Annotated in this window: 32 protein-coding genes and 3 tRNA genes; all 35 read left to right on the top strand. The window is 63.2% G+C overall.

Going from position 1 to position 19749, the window contains the following annotated elements:
- Positions 1–384 precede the first annotated feature (384 nt).
- Positions 385–470: transfer RNA gene (locus K7G19_RS24220), tRNA-Tyr, on the top strand.
- Between the two features lie 51 nt (positions 471–521).
- A tRNA-Gly gene (locus K7G19_RS24215) sits at positions 522–595 on the top strand.
- 32 nt (positions 596–627) lie between these two features.
- Positions 628–702: transfer RNA gene (locus K7G19_RS24210), tRNA-Thr, on the top strand.
- A 43-nt stretch (positions 703–745) separates the two neighbouring features.
- Positions 746–1936: an elongation factor Tu gene (gene tuf / locus K7G19_RS24205; protein WP_053822680.1), complete on the top strand. Its 1191-nt coding sequence runs from the start codon at positions 746–748 to the stop codon at positions 1934–1936.
- 83 nt (positions 1937–2019) lie between these two features.
- On the top strand, positions 2020–2328 hold the full coding sequence (gene rpsJ / locus K7G19_RS24200) for a 30S ribosomal protein S10 (RefSeq protein WP_006576248.1): 309 nt from the start codon (positions 2020–2022) through the stop codon (positions 2326–2328).
- Positions 2329–2668: 340 nt separating this feature from the next.
- Positions 2669–3319, top strand: coding sequence for a 50S ribosomal protein L3 (gene rplC, locus K7G19_RS24195; RefSeq protein ID WP_226109534.1), 651 nt, complete (start codon positions 2669–2671; stop codon positions 3317–3319).
- Positions 3320–3330: 11 nt separating this feature from the next.
- Positions 3331–3951, top strand: coding sequence for a 50S ribosomal protein L4 (gene rplD, locus K7G19_RS24190; RefSeq protein ID WP_149319747.1), 621 nt, complete (start codon positions 3331–3333; stop codon positions 3949–3951).
- Complete coding sequence (gene rplW / locus K7G19_RS24185; RefSeq protein ID WP_006576245.1) at positions 3948–4262, top strand: 50S ribosomal protein L23; 315 nt, start codon at positions 3948–3950, stop codon at positions 4260–4262. The genes rplD and rplW overlap by 4 nt, the downstream gene beginning before the upstream one ends.
- A gap of 2 nt (positions 4263–4264) precedes the next feature.
- Positions 4265–5095, top strand: a complete 831-nt coding sequence (gene rplB / locus K7G19_RS24180) for a 50S ribosomal protein L2 (RefSeq protein ID WP_149319746.1) — start codon at positions 4265–4267, stop codon at positions 5093–5095.
- 22 nt (positions 5096–5117) lie between these two features.
- Complete coding sequence (gene rpsS / locus K7G19_RS24175; protein ID WP_006576244.1) at positions 5118–5393, top strand: 30S ribosomal protein S19; 276 nt, start codon at positions 5118–5120, stop codon at positions 5391–5393.
- Between the two features lie 9 nt (positions 5394–5402).
- A complete protein-coding gene (gene rplV, locus K7G19_RS24170) occupies positions 5403–5732 on the top strand; it encodes a 50S ribosomal protein L22 (RefSeq protein WP_061956552.1) in 330 nt (109 codons plus the stop codon).
- A 9-nt stretch (positions 5733–5741) separates the two neighbouring features.
- Positions 5742–6539, top strand: a complete 798-nt coding sequence (gene rpsC / locus K7G19_RS24165; RefSeq protein WP_023264853.1) for a 30S ribosomal protein S3 — start codon at positions 5742–5744, stop codon at positions 6537–6539.
- Between the two features lie 2 nt (positions 6540–6541).
- The gene (gene rplP / locus K7G19_RS24160; RefSeq protein ID WP_006576240.1) at positions 6542–6958 is read left to right on the top strand and encodes a 50S ribosomal protein L16; all 417 of its coding nucleotides are present in this window, start codon (positions 6542–6544) and stop codon (positions 6956–6958) included.
- Between the two features lie 11 nt (positions 6959–6969).
- Complete coding sequence (gene rpmC / locus K7G19_RS24155) at positions 6970–7164, top strand: 50S ribosomal protein L29 (RefSeq protein ID WP_006576239.1); 195 nt, start codon at positions 6970–6972, stop codon at positions 7162–7164.
- Complete coding sequence (gene rpsQ / locus K7G19_RS24150; protein WP_149319745.1) at positions 7161–7439, top strand: 30S ribosomal protein S17; 279 nt, start codon at positions 7161–7163, stop codon at positions 7437–7439. Before rpmC ends, rpsQ begins: the two co-directional genes overlap by 4 nt.
- 291 nt (positions 7440–7730) lie before the next feature.
- Complete coding sequence (gene rplN, locus K7G19_RS24145; protein ID WP_006576237.1) at positions 7731–8099, top strand: 50S ribosomal protein L14; 369 nt, start codon at positions 7731–7733, stop codon at positions 8097–8099.
- Between the two features lie 9 nt (positions 8100–8108).
- A complete protein-coding gene (rplX, locus tag K7G19_RS24140) occupies positions 8109–8417 on the top strand; it encodes a 50S ribosomal protein L24 (protein ID WP_226109518.1) in 309 nt (102 codons plus the stop codon).
- Between the two features lie 25 nt (positions 8418–8442).
- Positions 8443–8985: a 50S ribosomal protein L5 gene (gene rplE, locus K7G19_RS24135; protein ID WP_006576235.1), complete on the top strand. Its 543-nt coding sequence runs from the start codon at positions 8443–8445 to the stop codon at positions 8983–8985.
- Between the two features lie 9 nt (positions 8986–8994).
- Positions 8995–9300 carry a 30S ribosomal protein S14 gene (rpsN, locus tag K7G19_RS24130; RefSeq protein WP_006576234.1) on the top strand — a complete coding sequence of 102 codons (306 nt, stop codon included), beginning with the start codon at positions 8995–8997 and terminating at the stop codon, positions 9298–9300.
- Positions 9301–9327: 27 nt separating this feature from the next.
- Entirely contained in the window at positions 9328–9723 is a 396-nt protein-coding gene (rpsH, locus tag K7G19_RS24125) for a 30S ribosomal protein S8 (RefSeq protein WP_006576233.1), read from the top strand.
- A gap of 9 nt (positions 9724–9732) precedes the next feature.
- Complete coding sequence (gene rplF / locus K7G19_RS24120; RefSeq protein ID WP_149319744.1) at positions 9733–10266, top strand: 50S ribosomal protein L6; 534 nt, start codon at positions 9733–9735, stop codon at positions 10264–10266.
- Between the two features lie 11 nt (positions 10267–10277).
- Positions 10278–10634, top strand: coding sequence for a 50S ribosomal protein L18 (rplR, locus tag K7G19_RS24115; RefSeq protein ID WP_226109517.1), 357 nt, complete (start codon positions 10278–10280; stop codon positions 10632–10634).
- Between the two features lie 20 nt (positions 10635–10654).
- A complete protein-coding gene (gene rpsE, locus K7G19_RS24110) occupies positions 10655–11173 on the top strand; it encodes a 30S ribosomal protein S5 (protein WP_006576230.1) in 519 nt (172 codons plus the stop codon).
- 14 nt (positions 11174–11187) lie between these two features.
- Entirely contained in the window at positions 11188–11370 is a 183-nt protein-coding gene (rpmD, locus tag K7G19_RS24105; protein WP_006576229.1) for a 50S ribosomal protein L30, read from the top strand.
- A gap of 32 nt (positions 11371–11402) precedes the next feature.
- Complete coding sequence (rplO, locus tag K7G19_RS24100; protein ID WP_006576228.1) at positions 11403–11837, top strand: 50S ribosomal protein L15; 435 nt, start codon at positions 11403–11405, stop codon at positions 11835–11837.
- A 46-nt stretch (positions 11838–11883) separates the two neighbouring features.
- A complete protein-coding gene (gene secY, locus K7G19_RS24095; protein ID WP_149319742.1) occupies positions 11884–13227 on the top strand; it encodes a preprotein translocase subunit SecY in 1344 nt (447 codons plus the stop codon).
- Positions 13228–13249: 22 nt separating this feature from the next.
- A complete protein-coding gene (gene infA, locus K7G19_RS24090; protein ID WP_006577442.1) occupies positions 13250–13468 on the top strand; it encodes a translation initiation factor IF-1 in 219 nt (72 codons plus the stop codon).
- Between the two features lie 32 nt (positions 13469–13500).
- Positions 13501–13617, top strand: a complete 117-nt coding sequence (gene rpmJ / locus K7G19_RS24085) for a 50S ribosomal protein L36 (RefSeq protein ID WP_006160433.1) — start codon at positions 13501–13503, stop codon at positions 13615–13617.
- 19 nt (positions 13618–13636) lie between these two features.
- Entirely contained in the window at positions 13637–14002 is a 366-nt protein-coding gene (rpsM, locus tag K7G19_RS24080) for a 30S ribosomal protein S13 (protein ID WP_006577443.1), read from the top strand.
- Between the two features lie 25 nt (positions 14003–14027).
- Positions 14028–14429, top strand: a complete 402-nt coding sequence (gene rpsK, locus K7G19_RS24075; protein ID WP_023264857.1) for a 30S ribosomal protein S11 — start codon at positions 14028–14030, stop codon at positions 14427–14429.
- A gap of 283 nt (positions 14430–14712) precedes the next feature.
- A complete protein-coding gene (gene rpsD / locus K7G19_RS24070; RefSeq protein WP_006577444.1) occupies positions 14713–15336 on the top strand; it encodes a 30S ribosomal protein S4 in 624 nt (207 codons plus the stop codon).
- Positions 15337–15514: 178 nt separating this feature from the next.
- Positions 15515–16495: a DNA-directed RNA polymerase subunit alpha gene (rpoA, locus tag K7G19_RS24065; protein WP_149319741.1), complete on the top strand. Its 981-nt coding sequence runs from the start codon at positions 15515–15517 to the stop codon at positions 16493–16495.
- Positions 16496–16658: 163 nt separating this feature from the next.
- Positions 16659–17054 (top strand): 50S ribosomal protein L17, encoded by a 396-nt coding sequence (gene rplQ / locus K7G19_RS24060; protein WP_006577446.1) that lies wholly within the window; start codon positions 16659–16661, stop codon positions 17052–17054.
- 133 nt (positions 17055–17187) lie between these two features.
- Positions 17188–17529, top strand: coding sequence for a divalent-cation tolerance protein CutA (cutA, locus tag K7G19_RS24055; RefSeq protein ID WP_149319740.1), 342 nt, complete (start codon positions 17188–17190; stop codon positions 17527–17529).
- Positions 17530–17748: 219 nt separating this feature from the next.
- A complete protein-coding gene (gene dsbD / locus K7G19_RS24050) occupies positions 17749–19701 on the top strand; it encodes a protein-disulfide reductase DsbD (RefSeq protein ID WP_370639596.1) in 1953 nt (650 codons plus the stop codon).
- Positions 19702–19749: the final 48 nt, after the last annotated feature.

The raw sequence follows: 19749 nt of genomic DNA, 5'->3' as shown, positions 1-19749 counted from the left end.
AACAGGACCGTGAAACGACTTCGCGCCGATGATAGTGCGGACTACCCGTGTGAAAGTAGGTCATCGCCAGGCTCTCCATCCCCAGAACACCCCAGATCTCCCAAGGTCTGGGGTGTTTTGCTTTGCGGCGGCGGAAAGCGGGCCAGTCCACCGCGCTCCCAGGTAGCTCAACCGCCATATCCCGACTGCTGTAGACGCGTTCCAGGCCGTTTTGCGGGCCCCTATAGGGTGAGAGGACATCGTTTCCGATGTTCGCGAAGATGGTTCGCCACGGGCCGCCGCAGCCCGTTTCCGCCGATGATCGAACAAGCCGTTTTCCTGGCAAAGCAGAGGGAAAGCGCTTGACAGGCGGGGGCGATTACACCATAATCGCAAGTTCTCTGCGGAGAGGTGCCCGAGTGGCTAAAGGGGGCAGACTGTAAATCTGTTGGCTTACGCCTACGTTGGTTCGAATCCAACCCTCTCCACCAGAATGCAATGCAGCAGCAGTCCGGCAATGTCGGTGAAGTGAAGTAACCCGGGCGGGTGTAGCTCAATGGTAGAGCAGAAGCCTTCCAAGCTTACGACGAGGGTTCGATTCCCTTCACCCGCTCCAGCAGGATTGCTGCAACGCAGTCATCAAGTTTCGCCCATGTGGCTCAGTGGTAGAGCACTCCCTTGGTAAGGGAGAGGTCGGCAGTTCGATCCTGCCCATGGGCACCAAATACCGCACTGGCAATATCGCTACCGAGACAGGAGTCGCGAAATGGCAAAGGAAAAGTTCGAGCGGACCAAGCCGCACGTGAACGTTGGTACGATTGGTCACGTTGACCACGGCAAGACGACGCTGACGGCGGCGATTGCGACGGTGCTGGCTTCGAAGTTCGGCGGTGCCGCGAAGAAGTACGACGAAATCGATGCGGCGCCGGAAGAGAAGGCACGCGGTATTACCATCAACACCGCGCACGTCGAGTACGAGACGGCCAACCGCCACTACGCGCACGTTGACTGCCCGGGCCACGCCGACTACGTCAAGAACATGATCACCGGCGCTGCGCAGATGGACGGCGCGATCCTGGTGTGCTCGGCCGCTGACGGCCCGATGCCGCAGACGCGCGAGCACATCCTGCTGGCCCGTCAGGTCGGCGTGCCGTACATCATCGTGTTCCTGAACAAGTGCGACATGGTGGACGACGCCGAGCTGCTCGAGCTGGTGGAAATGGAAGTGCGCGAGCTGCTGTCGAAGTACGAGTTCCCCGGCGACGACACCCCGATCATCAAGGGTTCGGCCAAGCTGGCGCTCGAAGGCGACAAGGGCGACCTGGGCGAAGAGGCGATCATGCGCCTGGCCGAGGCACTGGACACCTACATCCCGACGCCGGAGCGCGCCGTGGACGGCACGTTCCTGATGCCGGTCGAAGACGTGTTCTCGATCTCGGGCCGCGGTACCGTGGTGACCGGCCGTATCGAGCGTGGCGTGATCAAGGTCGGTGAGGAAATCGAAATCGTCGGCATCCGCCCGACGGTCAAGACCACCTGCACCGGCGTGGAAATGTTCCGCAAGCTGCTGGACCAGGGCCAGGCTGGCGACAACGTCGGTCTGCTGCTGCGCGGCACCAAGCGTGAAGACGTCGAGCGCGGCCAGGTGCTGTGCAAGCCGGGTTCGATCAAGCCGCACACGCACTTCACCGGCGAGGTGTACATCCTGTCGAAGGACGAAGGTGGCCGTCACACCCCGTTCTTCAACAACTACCGTCCGCAGTTCTATTTCCGTACGACCGACGTGACCGGCTCGATCGAGCTGCCGAAGGACAAGGAAATGGTCATGCCGGGCGACAACGTGTCGATCACCGTCAAGCTGATCGCCCCGATCGCGATGGAAGAAGGCCTGCGCTTCGCCATCCGTGAAGGCGGCCGCACCGTCGGCGCCGGCGTCGTCGCCAAGATCCTGGACTAAACCAGGCTGTCGGGACGGGTGGCCTCCGCCCGTCCCTGCTACCACCGGGCCGTGACGGCCCATCGCTCTTTTAAGGAAAAATCATGCAGAACCAGAAGATCCGTATCCGCCTGAAGGCTTTCGACTATCGCCTGATCGACCAGTCGGCCGCCGAAATCGTGGATACCGCCAAGCGCACCGGCGCGATCGTCAAGGGCCCGGTTCCCCTGCCGACCCGCATCGAGCGCTTCGACATCCTGCGTTCGCCGCACGTGAACAAGACCAGCCGCGATCAGTTCGAGATCCGCACCCATCAGCGTCTGCTGGACATCGTCGACCCGTCGGAAAAGACCGTCGACGCGCTGATGAAGCTGGACCTGCCGGCTGGCGTGGACGTCGAGATCAAGGTGTAATCGATCCGACGAGACCGGCCGCCCCGCGCGGCCGCTCTGCAGTGGAACGGCGAACGCAAGTTCGCCGTTTTCCTTTTTCGGTGCCGGAACGCCGAAATAGCGACGTATCAACCACGTTGCAACAGCAAAACCCCCATTTGCTGAACCCCTTGCCAGATTGCAGTTGCCCTTTCCAGGAGGCTGCGATATAGTGTAAGGCTACCCATCTATCTATGGGTATTGGGCTGGCCGTTTTGGCCGCGCGCCGTCTCTTTTGCGCAAGCCCCCGACACCAGAAACACTCAACACGTTTCGTGTATCAATCAGCCCCGGCCAATCGCAGCCGGGAATGGAGCAAACCATGAGCCTTGGCCTTGTAGGTCGCAAGGTTGGCATGACCCGTATTTTCACGGACGACGGTGAAGCAATTCCCGTGACCGTGATCGAGGTCGGCGACAACCGCGTGACGCAAATCAAGACGGACGAGACCGACGGTTATACCGCGGTGCAAGTCACCTTCGGCGCCCGGCGCGCAAGCCGCGTCACCAAGCCGCTGGCGGGTCACCTCGCCAAAGCCGGTGTGGAAGCGGGCGAAGTCATCAAAGAATTCCGCGTGGCTGCAGCCAAGGCTGCCGAGCTGCAAGCCGGCGGCACGCTGTCGGTCGACCTGTTCGCGGTCGGCCAGAAGATCGACGTGCAGGGCGTGACGATCGGTAAGGGCTACGCCGGTACCATCAAGCGCTACCACTTCGCGTCGGGCCGTGCCACGCACGGTAACTCGCGTTCGCACAACGTGCCGGGTTCGATCGGTATGGCGCAGGATCCGGGCCGTGTGTTCCCGGGCAAGCGCATGACCGGCCACCTCGGTGACGTCACGCGTACCGTCCAAAACCTGGTCATCGCCAAGATCGACGCAGAGCGCAAGCTGCTGCTGGTCAAGGGCGCGATCCCGGGTTCGAAGGGCGGCAAAGTCATCGTTACCCCGGCCGTCAAGGCCAAAGCTGCGGCTTAAGGAGCGGACACATGGAACTTAAGCTCCTCCAGGACAACGGCCAGATCGGTGCAGGCGTCTCCGCCTCGCCCGAAGTCTTCGGCCGCGATTACAACGAAGCTCTGGTTCACCAGATCGTCGTCGCTTACCAGGCCAACGCGCGTAGCGGCAACCGGAAGCAGAAGGACCGCGAAGAGGTCAAGCACACCACGAAGAAGCCGTGGCGTCAGAAGGGTACGGGCCGTGCTCGTGCCGGTATGTCCTCGTCGCCGCTGTGGCGCGGGGGCGGCCGTATCTTCCCGAACTCGCCGGAAGAGAACTTCAGCCAGAAGGTCAACAAGAAGATGTTCCGTGCCGGCATGCGCTCGATCTATTCGCAGCTGGCCCGGGAAGGTCGTATCAACGTGGTGGAGGGTTTCTCCGTCGACGCGCCCAAGACCAAGCTGCTGGCCGACAAGTTCAAGGCCATGGGTCTGGACTCGGTGCTGATCATCACCGACAACCTCGACGAAAACCTCTACCTGGCTTCGCGCAACCTGCCGCACGTGGCGGTTGTCGAGCCGCGCCACGCCGATCCGCTGTCGCTCGTGCACTACAAGAAGGTGCTGGTGACCAAGGCGGCCGTCGCGCAGATCGAGGAGTTGCTCAAATGACGCAAGTAGCCAAGAACGATCATCGTTTGATGCAGGTGCTGCTCGCGCCGGTGGTTTCCGAAAAGGCAACCCTGGTCGCCGACAAGAACGAACAAGTGGTGTTCGAAGTCGCTCGCGACGCCAACAAGGCGGAAGTGAAGGCGGCGGTCGAACTGCTGTTCAAGGTCGAGGTGCAGTCCGTTCAGATCCTGAACCAGAAGGGCAAGCAAAAGCGTTTCGGTCGCTTCATGGGTCGTCGCAACCATGTGAAGAAGGCCTACGTGTCGCTGAAGCCGGGTCAGGAAATCAATTTTGAAGCGGAGGCCAAGTAATCATGGCACTCGTCAAGACCAAGCCGACTTCCCCGGGTCGCCGCTCGATGGTGAAGGTTGTCAACCGCAACCTGCACAAGGGCGAACCGTACGCGCCGCTGCTGGAAAAGCAATTCCAGAAGTCGGGCCGTAACAACAATGGCCACATCACCACCCGTCACAAGGGCGGTGGCCACAAGCATCACTACCGTGTGGTCGACTTCAAGCGCAACGACAAGGACGGCATCCCCGCCAAGGTCGAGCGCCTGGAATACGATCCGAACCGCAGCGCCAACATCGCGCTGGTGCTGTTCGCCGACGGCGAGCGCCGCTACATCATCGCCACCAAGGGCATGGTTGCCGGCCAGCAGCTGATGAACGGCGCGGAAGCCCCGATCAAGGCCGGCAACAACCTGCCGATCCGCAACATCCCGGTCGGTACCACGATCAACAACGTGGAAATGCTGCCGGGCAAGGGCGCCCAGATCGCGCGTGCCGCCGGCGGTTCCGCCGTGCTGCTGGCTCGCGAAGGCGTCTACGCCCAGGTGCGTCTGCGCTCCGGTGAAGTGCGCCGCGTGCATATCGAATGCCGCGCCACCATCGGTGAAGTGGGCAACGAAGAGCACAGCCTGCGCGTGATCGGCAAGGCCGGCGCGACGCGCTGGCGCGGTATTCGCCCGACCGTCCGCGGCGTGGTGATGAACCCGATCGACCACCCGCACGGTGGTGGTGAAGGCCGTACCGCTGCTGGTCGCGATCCTGTGTCGCCGTGGGGCACCCCGACCAAGGGTTACCGCACCCGCAGCAACAAGCGCACTGCCAGCATGATCGTGCAGCGCCGCCACAAGCGTTAATCGGTAGGTAGGAGCTAAACACATGACTCGTTCTGCAAAAAAGGGTCCTTTCTGTGACGCCCACCTGCTGAAGAAGGTGGAAACGGCTGTCAGCGGCAAGGACAAGAAACCCATCAAGACGTGGTCGCGCCGCTCGACCATTCTGCCGGAGTTCATCGGCCTGACGATCGCCGTCCACAACGGCCGTCAACACGTGCCGGTGTACGTCACGGAAAACATGGTCGGCCACAAGCTCGGTGAATTTGCGCTGACGCGCACGTTCAAGGGCCACGCGGCTGACAAGAAAGCGAAGAGGTAAGGTGCCATCATGGAAGTGAAAGCGATTCATCGCGGTGCCCGCATCTCCGCCCAGAAGACGCGCCTGGTCGCCGACCAGATCCGTGGTCTGCCGATCGAGCGCGCGCTCAACATCCTGGCGTTCAGCCCGAAGAAGGCCGCCGGGATCGTGAAGAAGGTGGTCGAATCGGCCATCGCCAACGCCGAGCACAACGAAGGCGCCGACATCGACGAGCTGAAGGTCAAATCGATCTACGTCGACAAGGCAACCTCGCTCAAGCGCTTCACCGCACGGGCAAAGGGCCGCGGCAACCGCATCGAGAAACAAACCTGTCACATCACTGTGACGCTCGGCAACTAAGGAGTCACGATGGGACAGAAGATTCATCCGACTGGCTTCCGTCTGGCCGTCAGCCGTAACTGGGCTTCGCGTTGGTACGCCAACAACACGAAGTTCGCCGGCATGCTGAAGGAAGACATCGAAGTTCGCGACTTTCTGAAGAAGAAGCTCAAGAACGCTTCGGTGGGCCGCGTCGTCATCGAGCGCCCCGCCCGCAATGCCCGTCTCACCATCTACAGCTCGCGTCCGGGCGTGGTGATCGGCAAGAAGGGTGAGGACATCGAACTGCTGAAGGCCGAGCTGCAGCGTCGCATGGGCGTGCCCGTGCACGTGAACATCGAGGAAATCCGCAAGCCGGAAACCGATGCTCAGCTGATCGCCGACTCGATCACCCAGCAGCTCGAGCGCCGCATCATGTTCCGCCGCGCGATGAAGCGCGCGATGCAGAACGCGATGCGCCTGGGCGCCCAGGGCATCAAGATCATGAGCTCGGGCCGTCTGAACGGTATCGAAATCGCACGTACCGAGTGGTACCGCGAGGGCCGCGTGCCCCTGCATACCCTGCGTGCCGACATCGACTACGGCTTCTCCGAAGCGGAAACCACCTACGGCATCATCGGTGTCAAGGTGTGGGTCTACAAGGGTGATCACCTCGGCCGCAACGACGCGCCGGTGGTGGAAGAGCCGCAAGACGAACGTCGTCGTCGCCCGGGTCGTCCGGACGGTCGCCGTCGTGACGGTGAAGGCCGTCCGGGTGGCAACCGCCGCGGTGGCGCTGGTGCCGGTCGCCGCGCTGCGCCTGGCGCAGACGCGAAGAGTGGAGAATAACGATGCTGCAACCGAAGCGCAGAAAATATCGCAAGGAGCAGAAAGGCCGCAACACGGGTAAGGCTACCCGTGGCAACGCCGTGTCTTTCGGCGAATTCGGCCTGAAGGCAATGGGCCGTGGCCGTCTGACGGCTCGTCAGATCGAGTCGGCACGTCGTGCGATGACCCGCCACATCAAGCGTGGCGGCCGCATCTGGATCCGGATCTTCCCGGACAAGCCGATCTCGAAGAAGCCCGCCGAAGTCCGTATGGGTAACGGCAAGGGCAATCCGGAATACTACGTGGCTGAAATCCAGCCGGGCAAGATGCTGTACGAAATGGATGGCGTGAGCGAAGAGCTGGCGCGTGAGGCGTTCCGCCTCGCGGCGGCCAAGCTGCCGATCGCGACCAATTTCGTGGTGCGCCAGGTCGGGACGTAAGGAGAGCAGGGATGAAAGCATCCGAACTTCGCGGCAAGGACGCCGCAGGCCTGAACCAAGAGCTCTCCGAGCTCCTGAAGGCCCAATTTAGCCTGCGCATGCAAAAGGCCACCCAACAGCTGCAGAACACCAGCCAGCTGAAGAAGGTGCGCAAGGACATCGCGCGGGTGCATACCGTGCTGAACGAAAAGGCGAACTCGAAATGACTGAAACTGCACAAACGGAATCGTCGCTTCGCCGTACCCTGGTCGGCCGCGTGGTAAGCGACAAGATGGACAAGACCGTGACGGTCCTGGTCGAAAACCGTGTCAAGCACCCGCTGTATGGCAAGTACGTGCTGCGCTCGAAGAAGTACAAGGCGCATGACGAAGCCAACCAGTACAAGGAAGGCGACAAGGTCGAGATCCAGGAAGGCCGTCCGATCTCGCGGACCAAGTCCTGGGTCGTTTCCCGGCTGGTCGAAGCAGCGCGCGTCATCTAAGAACCAACAGGTTCTCGGTTGACTTGCAGGTCCAGGGTTATGTGCTATAATCCTGGACTTCCGCTTTATTGCGGCCGTCTCTTGTAACACCACCCGGGCGGTCCGTTAAAGCGAACCCCAGGCCTAGCGGCTCCTGACTTGTTACATCGTTCAGACCGCCTGGCACACCGACTTCAAGTTGATCAACCCAAACGGTGACTGGCGCAATGCCGGTGGCCGACGGGACCAAGACTGACCGGCGGGCGTACCTTTTTCGTGGGCCCGGTGGATTAAGTTGGGAAGACAAACACCATGATTCAGACAGAAAGCCGGCTCGAAGTGGCCGATAACACGGGTGCGCGCGAAGTGCTGTGCATCAAAGTGCTGGGTGGGTCCAAGCGCCGCTATGCGAGCGTAGGCGACATCATCAAGGTGACCGTCAAGGACGCAGCGCCGCGCGGTCGCGTGAAGAAGGGCGATATCTACAACGCCGTCGTGGTCCGCACCGCCAAGGGCGTGCGCCGCGCGGACGGTTCGCTCGTCAAGTTCGACGGCAATGCCGCTGTCCTGCTGAACAACAAGCTCGAGCCGATCGGCACCCGTATCTTCGGGCCGGTGACTCGTGAACTCCGTACCGAGCGCTTCATGAAGATCGTGTCGCTCGCACCGGAAGTGCTGTAAGGAGCCGCCATGAACAAGATTCGCAAAGGCGACGACGTCATCGTCCTGACCGGGAAGGACAAGGGCAAGCGCGGCAAGGTCCAGGCCGTGCTGGGCGACAAGGTCGCCGTCGAGGGCGTGAACGTCGCGAAGAAGCACGCACGTCCGAACCCGATGCTGGGCACGACCGGTGGCGTGATCGACAAGGTCATGCCCCTGCATATTTCCAACGTTGCGCTCGTGGATGCCAATGGCAAGCCGTCGCGCGTCGGCATCAAGCTGGTGGAAGGCAAGCGCGTGCGCGTGCTCAAGACCACCGGCGCCGTCGTCGCCGCTTGATTCTGGGCACGGATAGGAGTTGAGCATGGCAGCACGTCTGCAAGAGCAGTACAAAGAACAGGTCGTTCCGGCCCTGATGAAGAAGTTCGGCTACAAGTCGGTCATGGAGGTGCCCCGCATCACCAAGATCACGCTGAACATGGGTCTGGGCGAAGCCATCAATGACAAGAAGGTCATCGAACTGGCAGTGGGCGACCTGACCAAGATCGCTGGTCAGAAGCCGGTCGTGACGAAGGCCCGCAAGGCCATCGCCGGCTTCAAGATTCGCCAGGGCTATCCCATCGGTGCGATGGTGACCCTGCGTGGCGAACGGATGTGGGAATTCCTCGACCGTTTCGTCACCGTGGCCCTGCCGCGCGTGCGCGATTTCCGTGGTGTGTCCGGCAAGTCGTTCGACGGCCGTGGCAACTACAACATCGGTGTGAAAGAGCAGATCATCTTCCCCGAAATCGAGTACGACAAGATCGACGCGCTGCGCGGTCTGAACATCAGCATCACGACGACGGCGAAGAATGACGAGGAAGCCAAGGAGCTCCTCGCCGCATTCAAGTTCCCGTTCCGCAATTAAGGGGTAACCGTGGCTAAATTGGCTCTGATTGAACGTGAGAAGAAGCGCGCGAAGCTCGCGGCGAAGTACGCCGAGAAGCGCGCTGCCCTCAAGGCCATTATCGACGACCAAGCGAAGTCGGAAGAAGAGCGTTACGAAGCGCGCCTGGAGCTGCAACAGCTGCCGCGCAACGCCAATCCGACCCGCCAGCGCAATCGCTGCGCGATCACCGGTCGTCCCCGCGGTACCTTCCGCAAGTTTGGCCTGGCGCGTAACAAGATCCGCGAGATCGCCTTCAAGGGCGAAATTCCGGGTCTGACGAAAGCCAGCTGGTAATTACGCACAGGCTACAGGAGAAACAGTATGAGCATGAGCGATCCTATCGCCGATATGCTGACGCGCATCCGCAACGCCCAGGGCGTGCAGAAGGCGTCGGTTGTCATGCCGTCGTCGAAGCTGAAAGTGGCGATCGCCAAGGTCCTGAAGGACGAAGGCTATATCGACGACTACGCTGTCGCCGAGGAAGGCGGCAAGGCACAACTGACCATCGGTCTGAAGTACTACGCCGGCCGTCCGGTGATCGAGCGCATCGAACGCGTGTCGAAGCCCGGTCTGCGCGTGTACAAGGGCCGCAGCGAAATCCCGCAAGTGATGAACGGCCTGGGCGTCGCGATCATCTCGACCCCCAAGGGTCTGATGACCGATCGCGCGGCACGTGCCACGGGCGTGGGCGGCGAAGTCATCTGCTACGTCGCGTAAGGAGTAACCATGTCCCGTGTAGGTAAGGCTCCCATCGCGCTGCCGAAAGGCGCGGAAGTGAATGTGGCGGCCGGCGTGCTCACCGTCAAGGGCCCGCTCGGTACGCTGTCCCAGCCGATTCACAGCCTGGTCAAGGTCAACGTCGAGAACGACACGCTGACCTTCGCCGCCGCTGACGAATCGCGCGAAGCAAACGCTCTGCAGGGCACCATGCGTGCTCTGGTGGCCAATATGGTCAAGGGCGTGACCACCGGTTTCGAGCGCAAGCTGACCCTGGTAGGCGTGGGCTATCGTGCCCAGCTGCAAGGCGCTGCGCTGAAGCTCCAGCTTGGTTTCTCGCACGACGTGATCCATGAGATGCCGGAAGGCGTGAAGGCGGAAACGCCGACGCAGACCGAGATCATCATCAAGGGTGCGGACAAGCAGAAAGTCGGTCAGGTTGCCGCGGAAGTCCGCGCGTACCGTCCGCCCGAGCCCTACAAGGGCAAGGGTGTTCGCTACGCAGACGAGCGCGTCATCCTGAAGGAAACCAAGAAGAAGTAAGGGGTGCAGTGATGAACAAGAAAGACGCTCGTTTGCGCCGTGCACGTCAGACCCGCGCCAAGATTGCCGAGCTGAAGGTCAATCGTCTGACTGTGTTCCGTACGAATACGCATATTTACGCTCAGGTCTACTCGCCGTGCGGCACCCGGGTGGTGGCGTCGGCTTCGACCGTCGAAGCAGAAGTGCGCAAGGAACTGGCCGGCAGCGGTGCCACCACCGCTGCTGCCACCGTGGTCGGCAAGCGCATCGCCGAGAAGGCGAAGGCTGCCGGCGTGGAAACCGTCGCGTTCGATCGCGCCGGCTTCCGCTTCCACGGTCGCGTGAAGGCCCTGGCTGACGCTGCCCGCGAAGCCGGCCTCAAGTTCTAAGCGCTTAAGAGAGATACGTCATGGCAAAGATGCAAGCAAAAGTCCAGCAGGACGAACGCGACGACGGCCTCCGCGAGAAGATGATCTCGGTCAACCGCGTCACCAAGGTGGTGAAGGGCGGCCGGATCCTCGGTTTCGCTGCGCTGACCGTGGTCGGTGACGGCGATGGCCGCATCGGCATGGGCAAGGGCAAGGCGAAGGAAGTGCCGGTGGCCGTGCAGAAGGCAATGGACGAAGCCCGTCGGAAGATGGTCAAGGTCCCGCTGAAGAACGGCACGCTGCAGCACGAAGTCGTTGGCAAGCACGGCGCCGCCAAGGTGCTGATGATGCCGGCGAAGGAAGGTACCGGCGTGATCGCCGGCGGCCCGATGCGCGCGATCTTCGAGGTGATGGGCGTGACCAACGTGGTCACCAAGTCGCACGGCTCGACCAACCCGTACAACATGGTTCGCGCCACGCTGGACGGTCTGCAGAAGATGAGCACGCCGGGCGAAATCGCCGCCAAGCGTGGCAAGTCTGTCGAAGACATCCTCGGTTAAGGCAGGTGAACGAAATGTCGCAGAAAACCGTAAAAGTGCAACTCGTGCGCAGCCTGATCGGCACGCGCGAGGATCATCGCGCCACCGTTCGTGGTCTTGGCCTGCGCCGCCTCAACTCGGTGTCGGAACTGCAGGATACGCCGGCCGTGCGCGGCATGATCAACAAGGTCTCGTACCTGGTGAAGGTCATCGGCTGAGCCTGGGCCAAGATCGGGATATGGAGAGCAATATGCAACTGAACAACCTGAAACCGGCCGCCGGTTCGAAGCACGCCAAGCGTCGCGTCGGCCGCGGTATCGGCTCCGGCCTGGGCAAGACCGCCGGTCGCGGTCACAAGGGTCAGAAGTCGCGTTCGGGCGGCTTCCACAAGGTGGGCTTCGAAGGCGGCCAGATGCCGCTGTACCGTCGTCTGCCGAAGCGCGGCTTCACGTCGCTGACCAAGGCGTTCACCGCCGAAGTCACGCTGCGTGATCTGGAGCGCCTGGAAGCGGCCGAAGTCGACCTGCTGGTTCTGAAGCAGGCCGGTCTGGTCAGCGACCTGGTCAAGAGCGCCAAGGTCATCAAGGCCGGCGAGCTGACCCGCAAGGTGACGATCAAGGGTCTGGGCGCCACCGCTGGCGCCAAGGCAGCGATCGAAGCCGCGGGCGGTCAGATCGCGGAGTAAGTAAGCAGATTTCGCAGCATAGGCGAGTCACAAGTCGGAGCATCGTTTGGCCACGGCGAAACCCAATGCAAGCGCACAGGCCAGGAACACGGCGAAGTACGGCGATCTCAAGCGCCGGCTGATGTTCCTGGTGCTGGCCCTGATCGTCTACCGCATCGGTGCGCATATTCCGGTGCCGGGAATCGATCCGGAGCAACTGGCGCAGCTGTTCCAGAGTCAGTCGGGTGGCATCCTCGGGATGTTCAACCTGTTCTCGGGAGGCGCGCTGTCGCGCTTCACCGTGTTCGCGCTCGGCATCATGCCGTACATCTCGGCGTCGATCATCATGCAGTTGCTGACGATCGTGCTGCCGCAGCTGGAATCGCTGAAGAAGGAAGGGCAGGCCGGACAGCGGAAGATCACCCAGTACACCCGTTACGGGACCGTGCTGCTGGCGACCTTCCAGGCGTTCTCGATCGCGGTCGCGCTCGAGTCGCAACCGGGCCTGGTGATCGACCCCGGCATGATGTTCCGCGCTACCGCGGTGATCACGCTGGTGACCGGCACGATGTTCCTGATGTGGCTGGGTGAGCAGATCACCGAGCGCGGACTGGGCAACGGCATCTCGATCATCATCTTCGGTGGTATCGCGGCGGGCTTGCCCAATGCGATCGGGGGGCTGTTCGAACTGGTTCGTACCGGCTCGATGAGCATCATCGCGGCGATCTTCATCGTGGCGATCGTGATCGCGGTGACGTTCGCGGTGGTGTTCGTCGAACGCGGCCAGCGCAAGATCCTGGTGAACTATGCCAAGCGTCAGGTCGGCAACAAGGTGTACGGCGGCCAGTCGTCGCACCTGCCGCTGAAGCTGAACATGGCAGGGGTGATTCCGCCGATCTTCGCATCGTCGATCATCCTGTTCCCGGCGACGATCGCGGGCTGGTTCACGTCGGATTCGACCGGCGCCGTGGGCAGGTTCATCAAGGACCTGGCCGCGACCCTGTCGCCCGGCCAACCGGTGTACATCCTGCTCTATGCTGCGGCAATCGTGTTCTTCTGCTTCTTCTATACGGCGTTGGTGTACAACAGCCGGGAAGTCGCGGACAACCTGAAGAAAAGCGGTGCCTTCATTCCGGGCATCCGTCCTGGCGAGCAGACGACGCGCTATATCGACAAGATTCTGGTGCGACTGACGCTGGCTGGTGCGATCTACATCACACTGGTCTGCCTGTTGCCGGAATTCCTGGTGCTGCGCTGGAACGTGCCGTTCTATTTCGGCGGAACTTCGCTGCTGATCATCGTGGTCGTCACGATGGACTTCATGGCCCAGGTTCAGTCCTATGTCATGTCGCAGCAGTACGAGTCGTTGCTGAAGAAGGCCAATTTCAAAGGTAACCTGACTTTGCGCTGAGCCGGGTCAGGACAGGCTAGGTATGGCTAAAGACGACGTCATCCAGATGCAGGGTGAGGTAATCGAAAACCTGCCCAATGCGACCTTCAGGGTGAAGCTGGAAAATGGCCATGTCGTACTGGGCCATATCTCCGGGAAGATGCGGATGCACTACATCCGCATCCTGCCGGGGGACAAAGTTACGGTCGAATTGACGCCATACGATCTGTCACGCGCGCGCATCGTCTTCCGGACGAAGTGAGCCGAAACAGGAATTGAAGGAAGAGGAAAATCATGAAAGTGCTGGCTTCTGTTAAGCGCATTTGCCGCAACTGCAAAGTTATCAAGCGCAACGGTGTCGTGCGCGTGATCTGCTCGTCGGATCCCCGCCACAAGCAACGCCAAGGCTAATCGTAAAGAGGATTGACGAATGGCACGTATCGCAGGGGTTAACATCCCGAATCACAAGCATACCGAGATCGGCCTGACGGCGATTTACGGTATCGGCCGCTCGCGCGCTCGCAAGATTTGCGAGGCCACTGGCGTTCCTTTTGACAAGAAGGTCAAGGATCTGACCGACGCCGACCTGGAAAAGCTTCGTGACGAAGTGGGCAAGGTCACGGTCGAGGGTGACCTGCGTCGTGAAACCACGATGAACATCAAGCGTCTGATGGACCTTGGTTGCTATCGTGGCCTGCGTCACCGCCGCGGCCTGCCGCTGCGTGGCCAGCGCACCCGCACCAACGCCCGTACCCGCAAGGGTCCGCGTAAGGCCGGCGTGGCTCTGAAGAAGTAACGCCCAAGGCAGAGGAAGATAACTAATGGCAAAAGGTCCGAACAACGCCGCCCAGCGCGCGCGTAAGAAGGTCAAGAAGAACGTCGCCGACGGCATCGCGCACGTCCACGCCTCGTTCAACAACACGATCATCACGATCACCGACCGTCAGGGCAATGCCCTTTCGTGGGCGACCTCGGGTGGCCAGGGCTTCAAGGGTTCGCGCAAGTCGACCCCGTTCGCAGCCCAGGTTGCTGCCGAGAACGCCGGCCGCGTCGCGCAAGACCAGGGCATCAAGAACCTGGAAGTGCGCATCAAGGGCCCGGGCCCGGGTCGTGAATCGGCTGTGCGCGCGCTGAACGCGCTGGGCATCAAGATCGCCGTGATCGAAGATGTCACGCCGGTGCCGCACAACGGCTGCCGTCCGCCGAAGCGCCGCCGTATCTAAGCGCCAGGCATCGCCGGACCCGCGTCGGATTTTCCGGGCGCGGGTCCTGTCGTTCTTGTTGTGATAGAATGCCGCGTTTTGTCGGCGAGGCATCCGCGCCAGCGGGTGCTGCCGGACAGATCGTCGGAATTCCGTGCGAATTCATTGTGTGGCGCGCAGCCGTTCGGCCGCGCGCGTTGGATAAGCCCACCGTTCGCCGTCACCGTCCCTCAAGGCGGATGCAGCAGGCGGACTCGCGGCGCGTCGATCCTGGCGCCGCGATCGAATCAGTAAGGAAGATAAAGTGGCACGTTATACCGGCCCGAAGGCCAAACTTTCCCGCCGTGAAGGCACCGACCTGTTCCTGAAGAGCGCGCGCCGCTCGCTCGCCGACAAGTGCAAGCTGGACAGCAAGCCGGGCCAGCACGGCCGTACCTCGGGCGCCCGTACCTCCGACTACGGCACCCAGCTGCGTGAAAAGCAGAAGGTCAAGCGCATCTACGGCGTGCTCGAGCGCCAGTTCCGCCGCTACTTTGCCGAGGCCGACCGCCGCAAGGGCAATACCGGCGAAAACCTGCTCCAGCTGCTGGAAACCCGCCTGGACAACGTCGTGTACCGGATGGGCTTCGGCTCGACCCGTGCCGAAGCGCGCCAGCTGGTGTCGCACAAGGCGATCCTGGTCAACGGCCAGACCCTGAACGTGCCGTCGGCGCAGATCAAGGTCGGCGACGTGGTGTCGATCCGCGAACAGGCCAAGAAGCAGGCTCGTATCGCCGAGTCGCTGTCGCTGGCCGAGCAGTCGGGTTTCCCGAGCTGGGTGGCCGTCGATGCCAAGAAGTTCGAAGGCACGTTCAAGCAAGTGCCGGATCGCGCCGATATCTCGGGCGACATCAACGAGAGCCTGATCGTCGAATTGTATTCGCGTTAATCGCCCGGACCCGTTCGCCTACAACGGCCGCGGCTTGCGATTTCTCGTCGAGCTCCATCTTCAGCCCGGCGCGCTTCGGCGCGCCGGGCTTATTGCCCATCGTACGATGGGTTTTTTCGGGTTCCAGAACTCAGCCTTATCGGTGTAACGAGCCGAGGGTATTGAAAAGGACAACCTAATGCAAACAGCACTCCTCAAGCCAAAAATCATCGCCGTCGAGCCGCTGGGCGATCATCACGCCAAAGTCGTGATGGAGCCGTTCGAGCGCGGCTACGGCCATACGCTCGGTAACGCCCTGCGTCGCGTGCTGCTGTCGTCGATGGTCGGCTATGCCCCGACCGAAGTGACGATCGCTGGGGTGGTCCACGAATATTCCACCATCGACGGCGTGCAGGAAGACGTCGTCAACCTGCTGCTGAACCTGAAGGGCGTCGTCTTCAAGCTGCACAACCGCGACGAAGTCACGGTGTCGCTGCGCAAGGAAGGCGAAGGCGTGGTGACGGCCGCCGATATCGAGCTGCCGCACGATGTCGAGATCATCAATCCCGGCCACGTGATCGCCCATCTGTCGGCCGGCGGCAAGCTGGACATGCAGATCAAGGTCGAACAGGGCCGCGGCTATGTGCCGGGCAACGTTCGCAAGTTCGGCGACGAGTCGAACAAGGTGATCGGCCGCATCGTGCTGGACGCCTCGTTCTCGCCGGTGCGCCGCGTCTCGTACGCGGTCGAGTCGGCCCGTGTCGAGCAGCGTACCGACCTGGACAAGCTGGTGATGAACATCGAAACCGACGGCGTGATCTCGCCCGAGGAAGCGATCCGTCAATCGGCCCGCATCCTGGTCGACCAGCTGTCCGTATTCGCGGCGCTGGAAGGCACCGAGTCGTCGGCGGAAGCCGCTTCGAGCCGCGCGCCGCAGATCGATCCGATCCTGCTGCGTCCGGTCGACGACCTGGAGCTGACGGTGCGCTCGGCCAACTGCCTGAAGGCCGAGAACATCTACTACATCGGCGACCTGATCCAGCGTACCGAGAACGAGCTGCTGAAGACCCCGAACCTGGGTCGCAAGTCGCTCAACGAGATCAAGGAAGTCCTCGCTTCGCGTGGCCTGACGCTCGGCATGAAGCTCGAGAACTGGCCGCCCGCCGGCCTGGAGAAGTAATCTGCGCGGCGGGCGCCAGCCGGCGTCCGCTGCCAGTCCCTGCCGCCCGGCCAGCGATGGCCAGGCGGCGCAAACCGACTACCGGCCCGCGCCAGCGCGCTCCCGACGGGAATGCGCTGGCGATAGAAGAGCTGGTCAAACACTGATCTAGAAAGGAATCATCATGCGTCACCGTCATGGTTTGCGGAAACTGAACCGCACCTCGTCGCACCGTCTCGCGATGCTGCGCAACATGTCCAACTCGCTGTTCCAGCACGAGCTGATCAAGACCACGCTGCCGAAGGCCAAGGAACTGCGCAAGGTCGTCGAGCCGCTGATCACGCTGGCCAAGAAGGACACCGTCGCCAACCGCCGTCTGGCTTTCGCCCGCCTGCGCGACCGCGACATGGTCACCAAGCTGTTCAACGAACTGGGCCCGCGCTACGCCACCCGTCCGGGCGGCTACACCCGCATCCTGAAGTTCGGCTTCCGTCAGGGCGACAACGCGCCGATGGCGCTGGTCGAGTTGGTCGATCGTCCCGAAGTGACCGAGGCCCCGGCCGAGGAAGCTGCGGAGTAAGACCTTCGCCCCTTCGCCGATCCGACGCGGCGGCCGCCACGGGCGCCGCGGATTGGCGAACCGCTTACAATCGAGCCAGGCAATTGCCTGGCTCTTTTGTTTTTTTGGCCGGCGTCATGCAGGAGCGATATCGATGGACGCATCGCAGGTATTGGTGGTGATCACCACGCTGCCGGACGAGGACAGTGCCGCCGCGCTGACCCGCGCGCTGCTGGAGGCCCGGGTGGCCGCGTGCGTGAACCGTTTGCCGGCATGCGAGTCGCAGTACTGGTGGCAAGGGGCGGTCGAGACGGCGCGCGAATTGCCGCTGCTGATCAAGACCACGCGGGCGCGCTACGACGCGCTCGAAGCCGTCATCCGCCAGCACCATCCCTACGATGTGCCCGAGATCGTCGCGCTGCCGGTCGCAGCGGGCCTGCCGGCCTATCTCGACTGGGTACGCGAGCAGACGGCCGGGCCGGACGGCGGCGCGTGAGCCGGCCGCAGGACAGGACAGGAAAAGACGCGGCGGGACGCGGCCGAACGTAAAGAGATAGGGCAACCGCAGGCGTATAGCGCAACCGCATAGTGCGACCGCATGGCGCAACCGCATGGCGCAACGACCTGGCACTGCGGCATAGCGCAACGCAAAGCGCAACGACATAACGAATAACAGCAGGAACCGACGATGGGCAGCAGCTTGGGGTCGATGGACATGGTCACGGGGCAGGGCGCCCGGCGCGCGCAAGGCTGGCAAGCCTGGCAAACGCTGGCCGCGATCGCCCTGGCGATGCTCGCCGTTTGCCTGTGCCTCGGCGCCGGCCCGGCCCGCGCGGCCGACCAGGACGACTTCCTGCCGCCGGAGCAGGCCTTCCGCTTCGCCGCGCGCACCATCGACCCGCGCACCGTCGAGGTCCGCTTCGATGTCGCGCCGGGCTACTACCTCTACCGCGAACGCTTCGCCTTCGCCGCGCAACCGGCGCAGGTCAAGCTCGGCGCGCCCGACCTGCCCGCCGGCAAGGTCAAGTTCGACGAGACCTTCGGCAAGGAGATGGAGACCTACCGCGACACGGTGACGATCCGCGTGCCGGTCGAGTCCGCGCCGGCCGACGGCAAATGGACGCTGATCGTGACCTCGCAGGGCTGCGCCGACAAGGGCCTGTGCTATCCGCCGATGGAGAGCGTCTACGAGGTCGGCGGCGCCGGCATCGGCGCGCTGCTCGGCGGCCGCTCCAATGCGACGCCGGCCAACGCCACATCAACCAACGCCACCTCCGCCATCGCCGCCGCCACGCCGCTGCCCGCCGGCACCGGAACCCGCAGCGCCGCCGCGCAGGCCGACCCCGGCAAGGCCATCGACGACAGCGGCCGCATCGCTGCGACGCTCGCCGGCGGCCACCTGCTGACGATCGTCGCGCTGTTCTTCGGCCTCGGCCTGCTGCTGACCTTCACCCCCTGCGTGCTGCCGATGGTGCCGATCCTGTCGTCGATCGTGGTCGGCGAACATCTGCATCGCGGCCGCGCCTTCGTCGTGTCGCTGGCCTATGTGCTCGGCATGGCGGTGGTCTACACCGCGGTCGGCGTCGCCGCCGGGCTGATCGGCGAAGGGCTGGCGGCGACGCTGCAAAAGCCCTGGGTGCTGGCGCTGTTTGCCGCGCTGATGGTCGCGCTGGCCCTGTCGATGTTCGGCCTCTACGAACTGCAACTGCCGCAGCGCTGGCAGACGCGCCTGACCGACTCCGCCAATCGCCGCCCCGGCGGCCAGATCGCCGGCGCCGCCGCGATGGGCGCGATCTCGGCATTGATCGTTGGTCCCTGCGTGACCGCGCCGCTGGCGGGCGCGCTGGCCTATATCGCGCAGAGCGGCGACGCCTGGACCGGCGGCGCCGCGCTGTTCTCGATGGCGATCGGCATGGGCGTGCCGCTGCTGCTGGTCGGCGTCGGCGCCGGCAACCTGCTGCCGCGCGCGGGCCGCTGGATGGAGGCGACCAAGCGCGTGTTCGGCTTCCTGCTGCTCGGCGTCGCGCTGTGGATGATCGGGCCGGTGCTGCCGGCCTGGCTGTCGATGCTGGGCTGGGCGACGCTGCTGCTGGTCGGCGCGGTGTTCCTGCGCGCCTTCGACGGCCTGGGCGCGGACCCGCATCCGGTGGCGCGGCTGGGCAAGGGGCTCGGCGTGCTGTCCGCGCTGGCGGGCGCGATCCTGCTGGTGGGCCTCGCCTCGGGCAGCCGCAATCCACTGCAGCCGCTGTCGCATCTGGTGGCGGGCGTGCGCGACGGTGCGCCGGCGGCCGAGGCGGTGCGCTTCGAGCGGATCCGCTCGGTGGCCGAGCTCGATGCCCGCATCGCGCAGGCCAGCGCCGCCGGCAAGCCGGTGCTGCTGGACTTCTATGCGGACTGGTGCGTCAGTTGCAAGGAGATGGAGCGCTTCACCTTCAGCGACCCGCGCGTGCAGGCGCGGCTGGCCGACGTGGTGATGCTGCAGGCCGACGTGACCGCCAACAACGCCGACGACAAGGCACTGCTGAAGCGCTTCGGCCTGTTCGGCCCACCGGGCATCATCCTGTTCGGCGACGACGGGCGCGAGCTGCCGGTGCGGGTGATCGGCTATCAGGCGGCGGGACGCTTCCTGGCGAGCCTGGAACGCGCGTTCGGGCCGGCGGGCGCCTGACGCAAAGCCGGGGCCTAAGCCGGGGCCTAAGCCGCGGCCAAAGCCGTG

It is taken from the genome of Cupriavidus sp. DB3 (genome assembly GCF_020418465.1).
Taxonomy (GTDB): Bacteria; Pseudomonadota; Gammaproteobacteria; order Burkholderiales; family Burkholderiaceae; genus Cupriavidus; species Cupriavidus cauae.
Note: the sequence above shows the minus strand (reverse complement) of the source record. Positions and strands in the feature narration are given on the sequence as shown.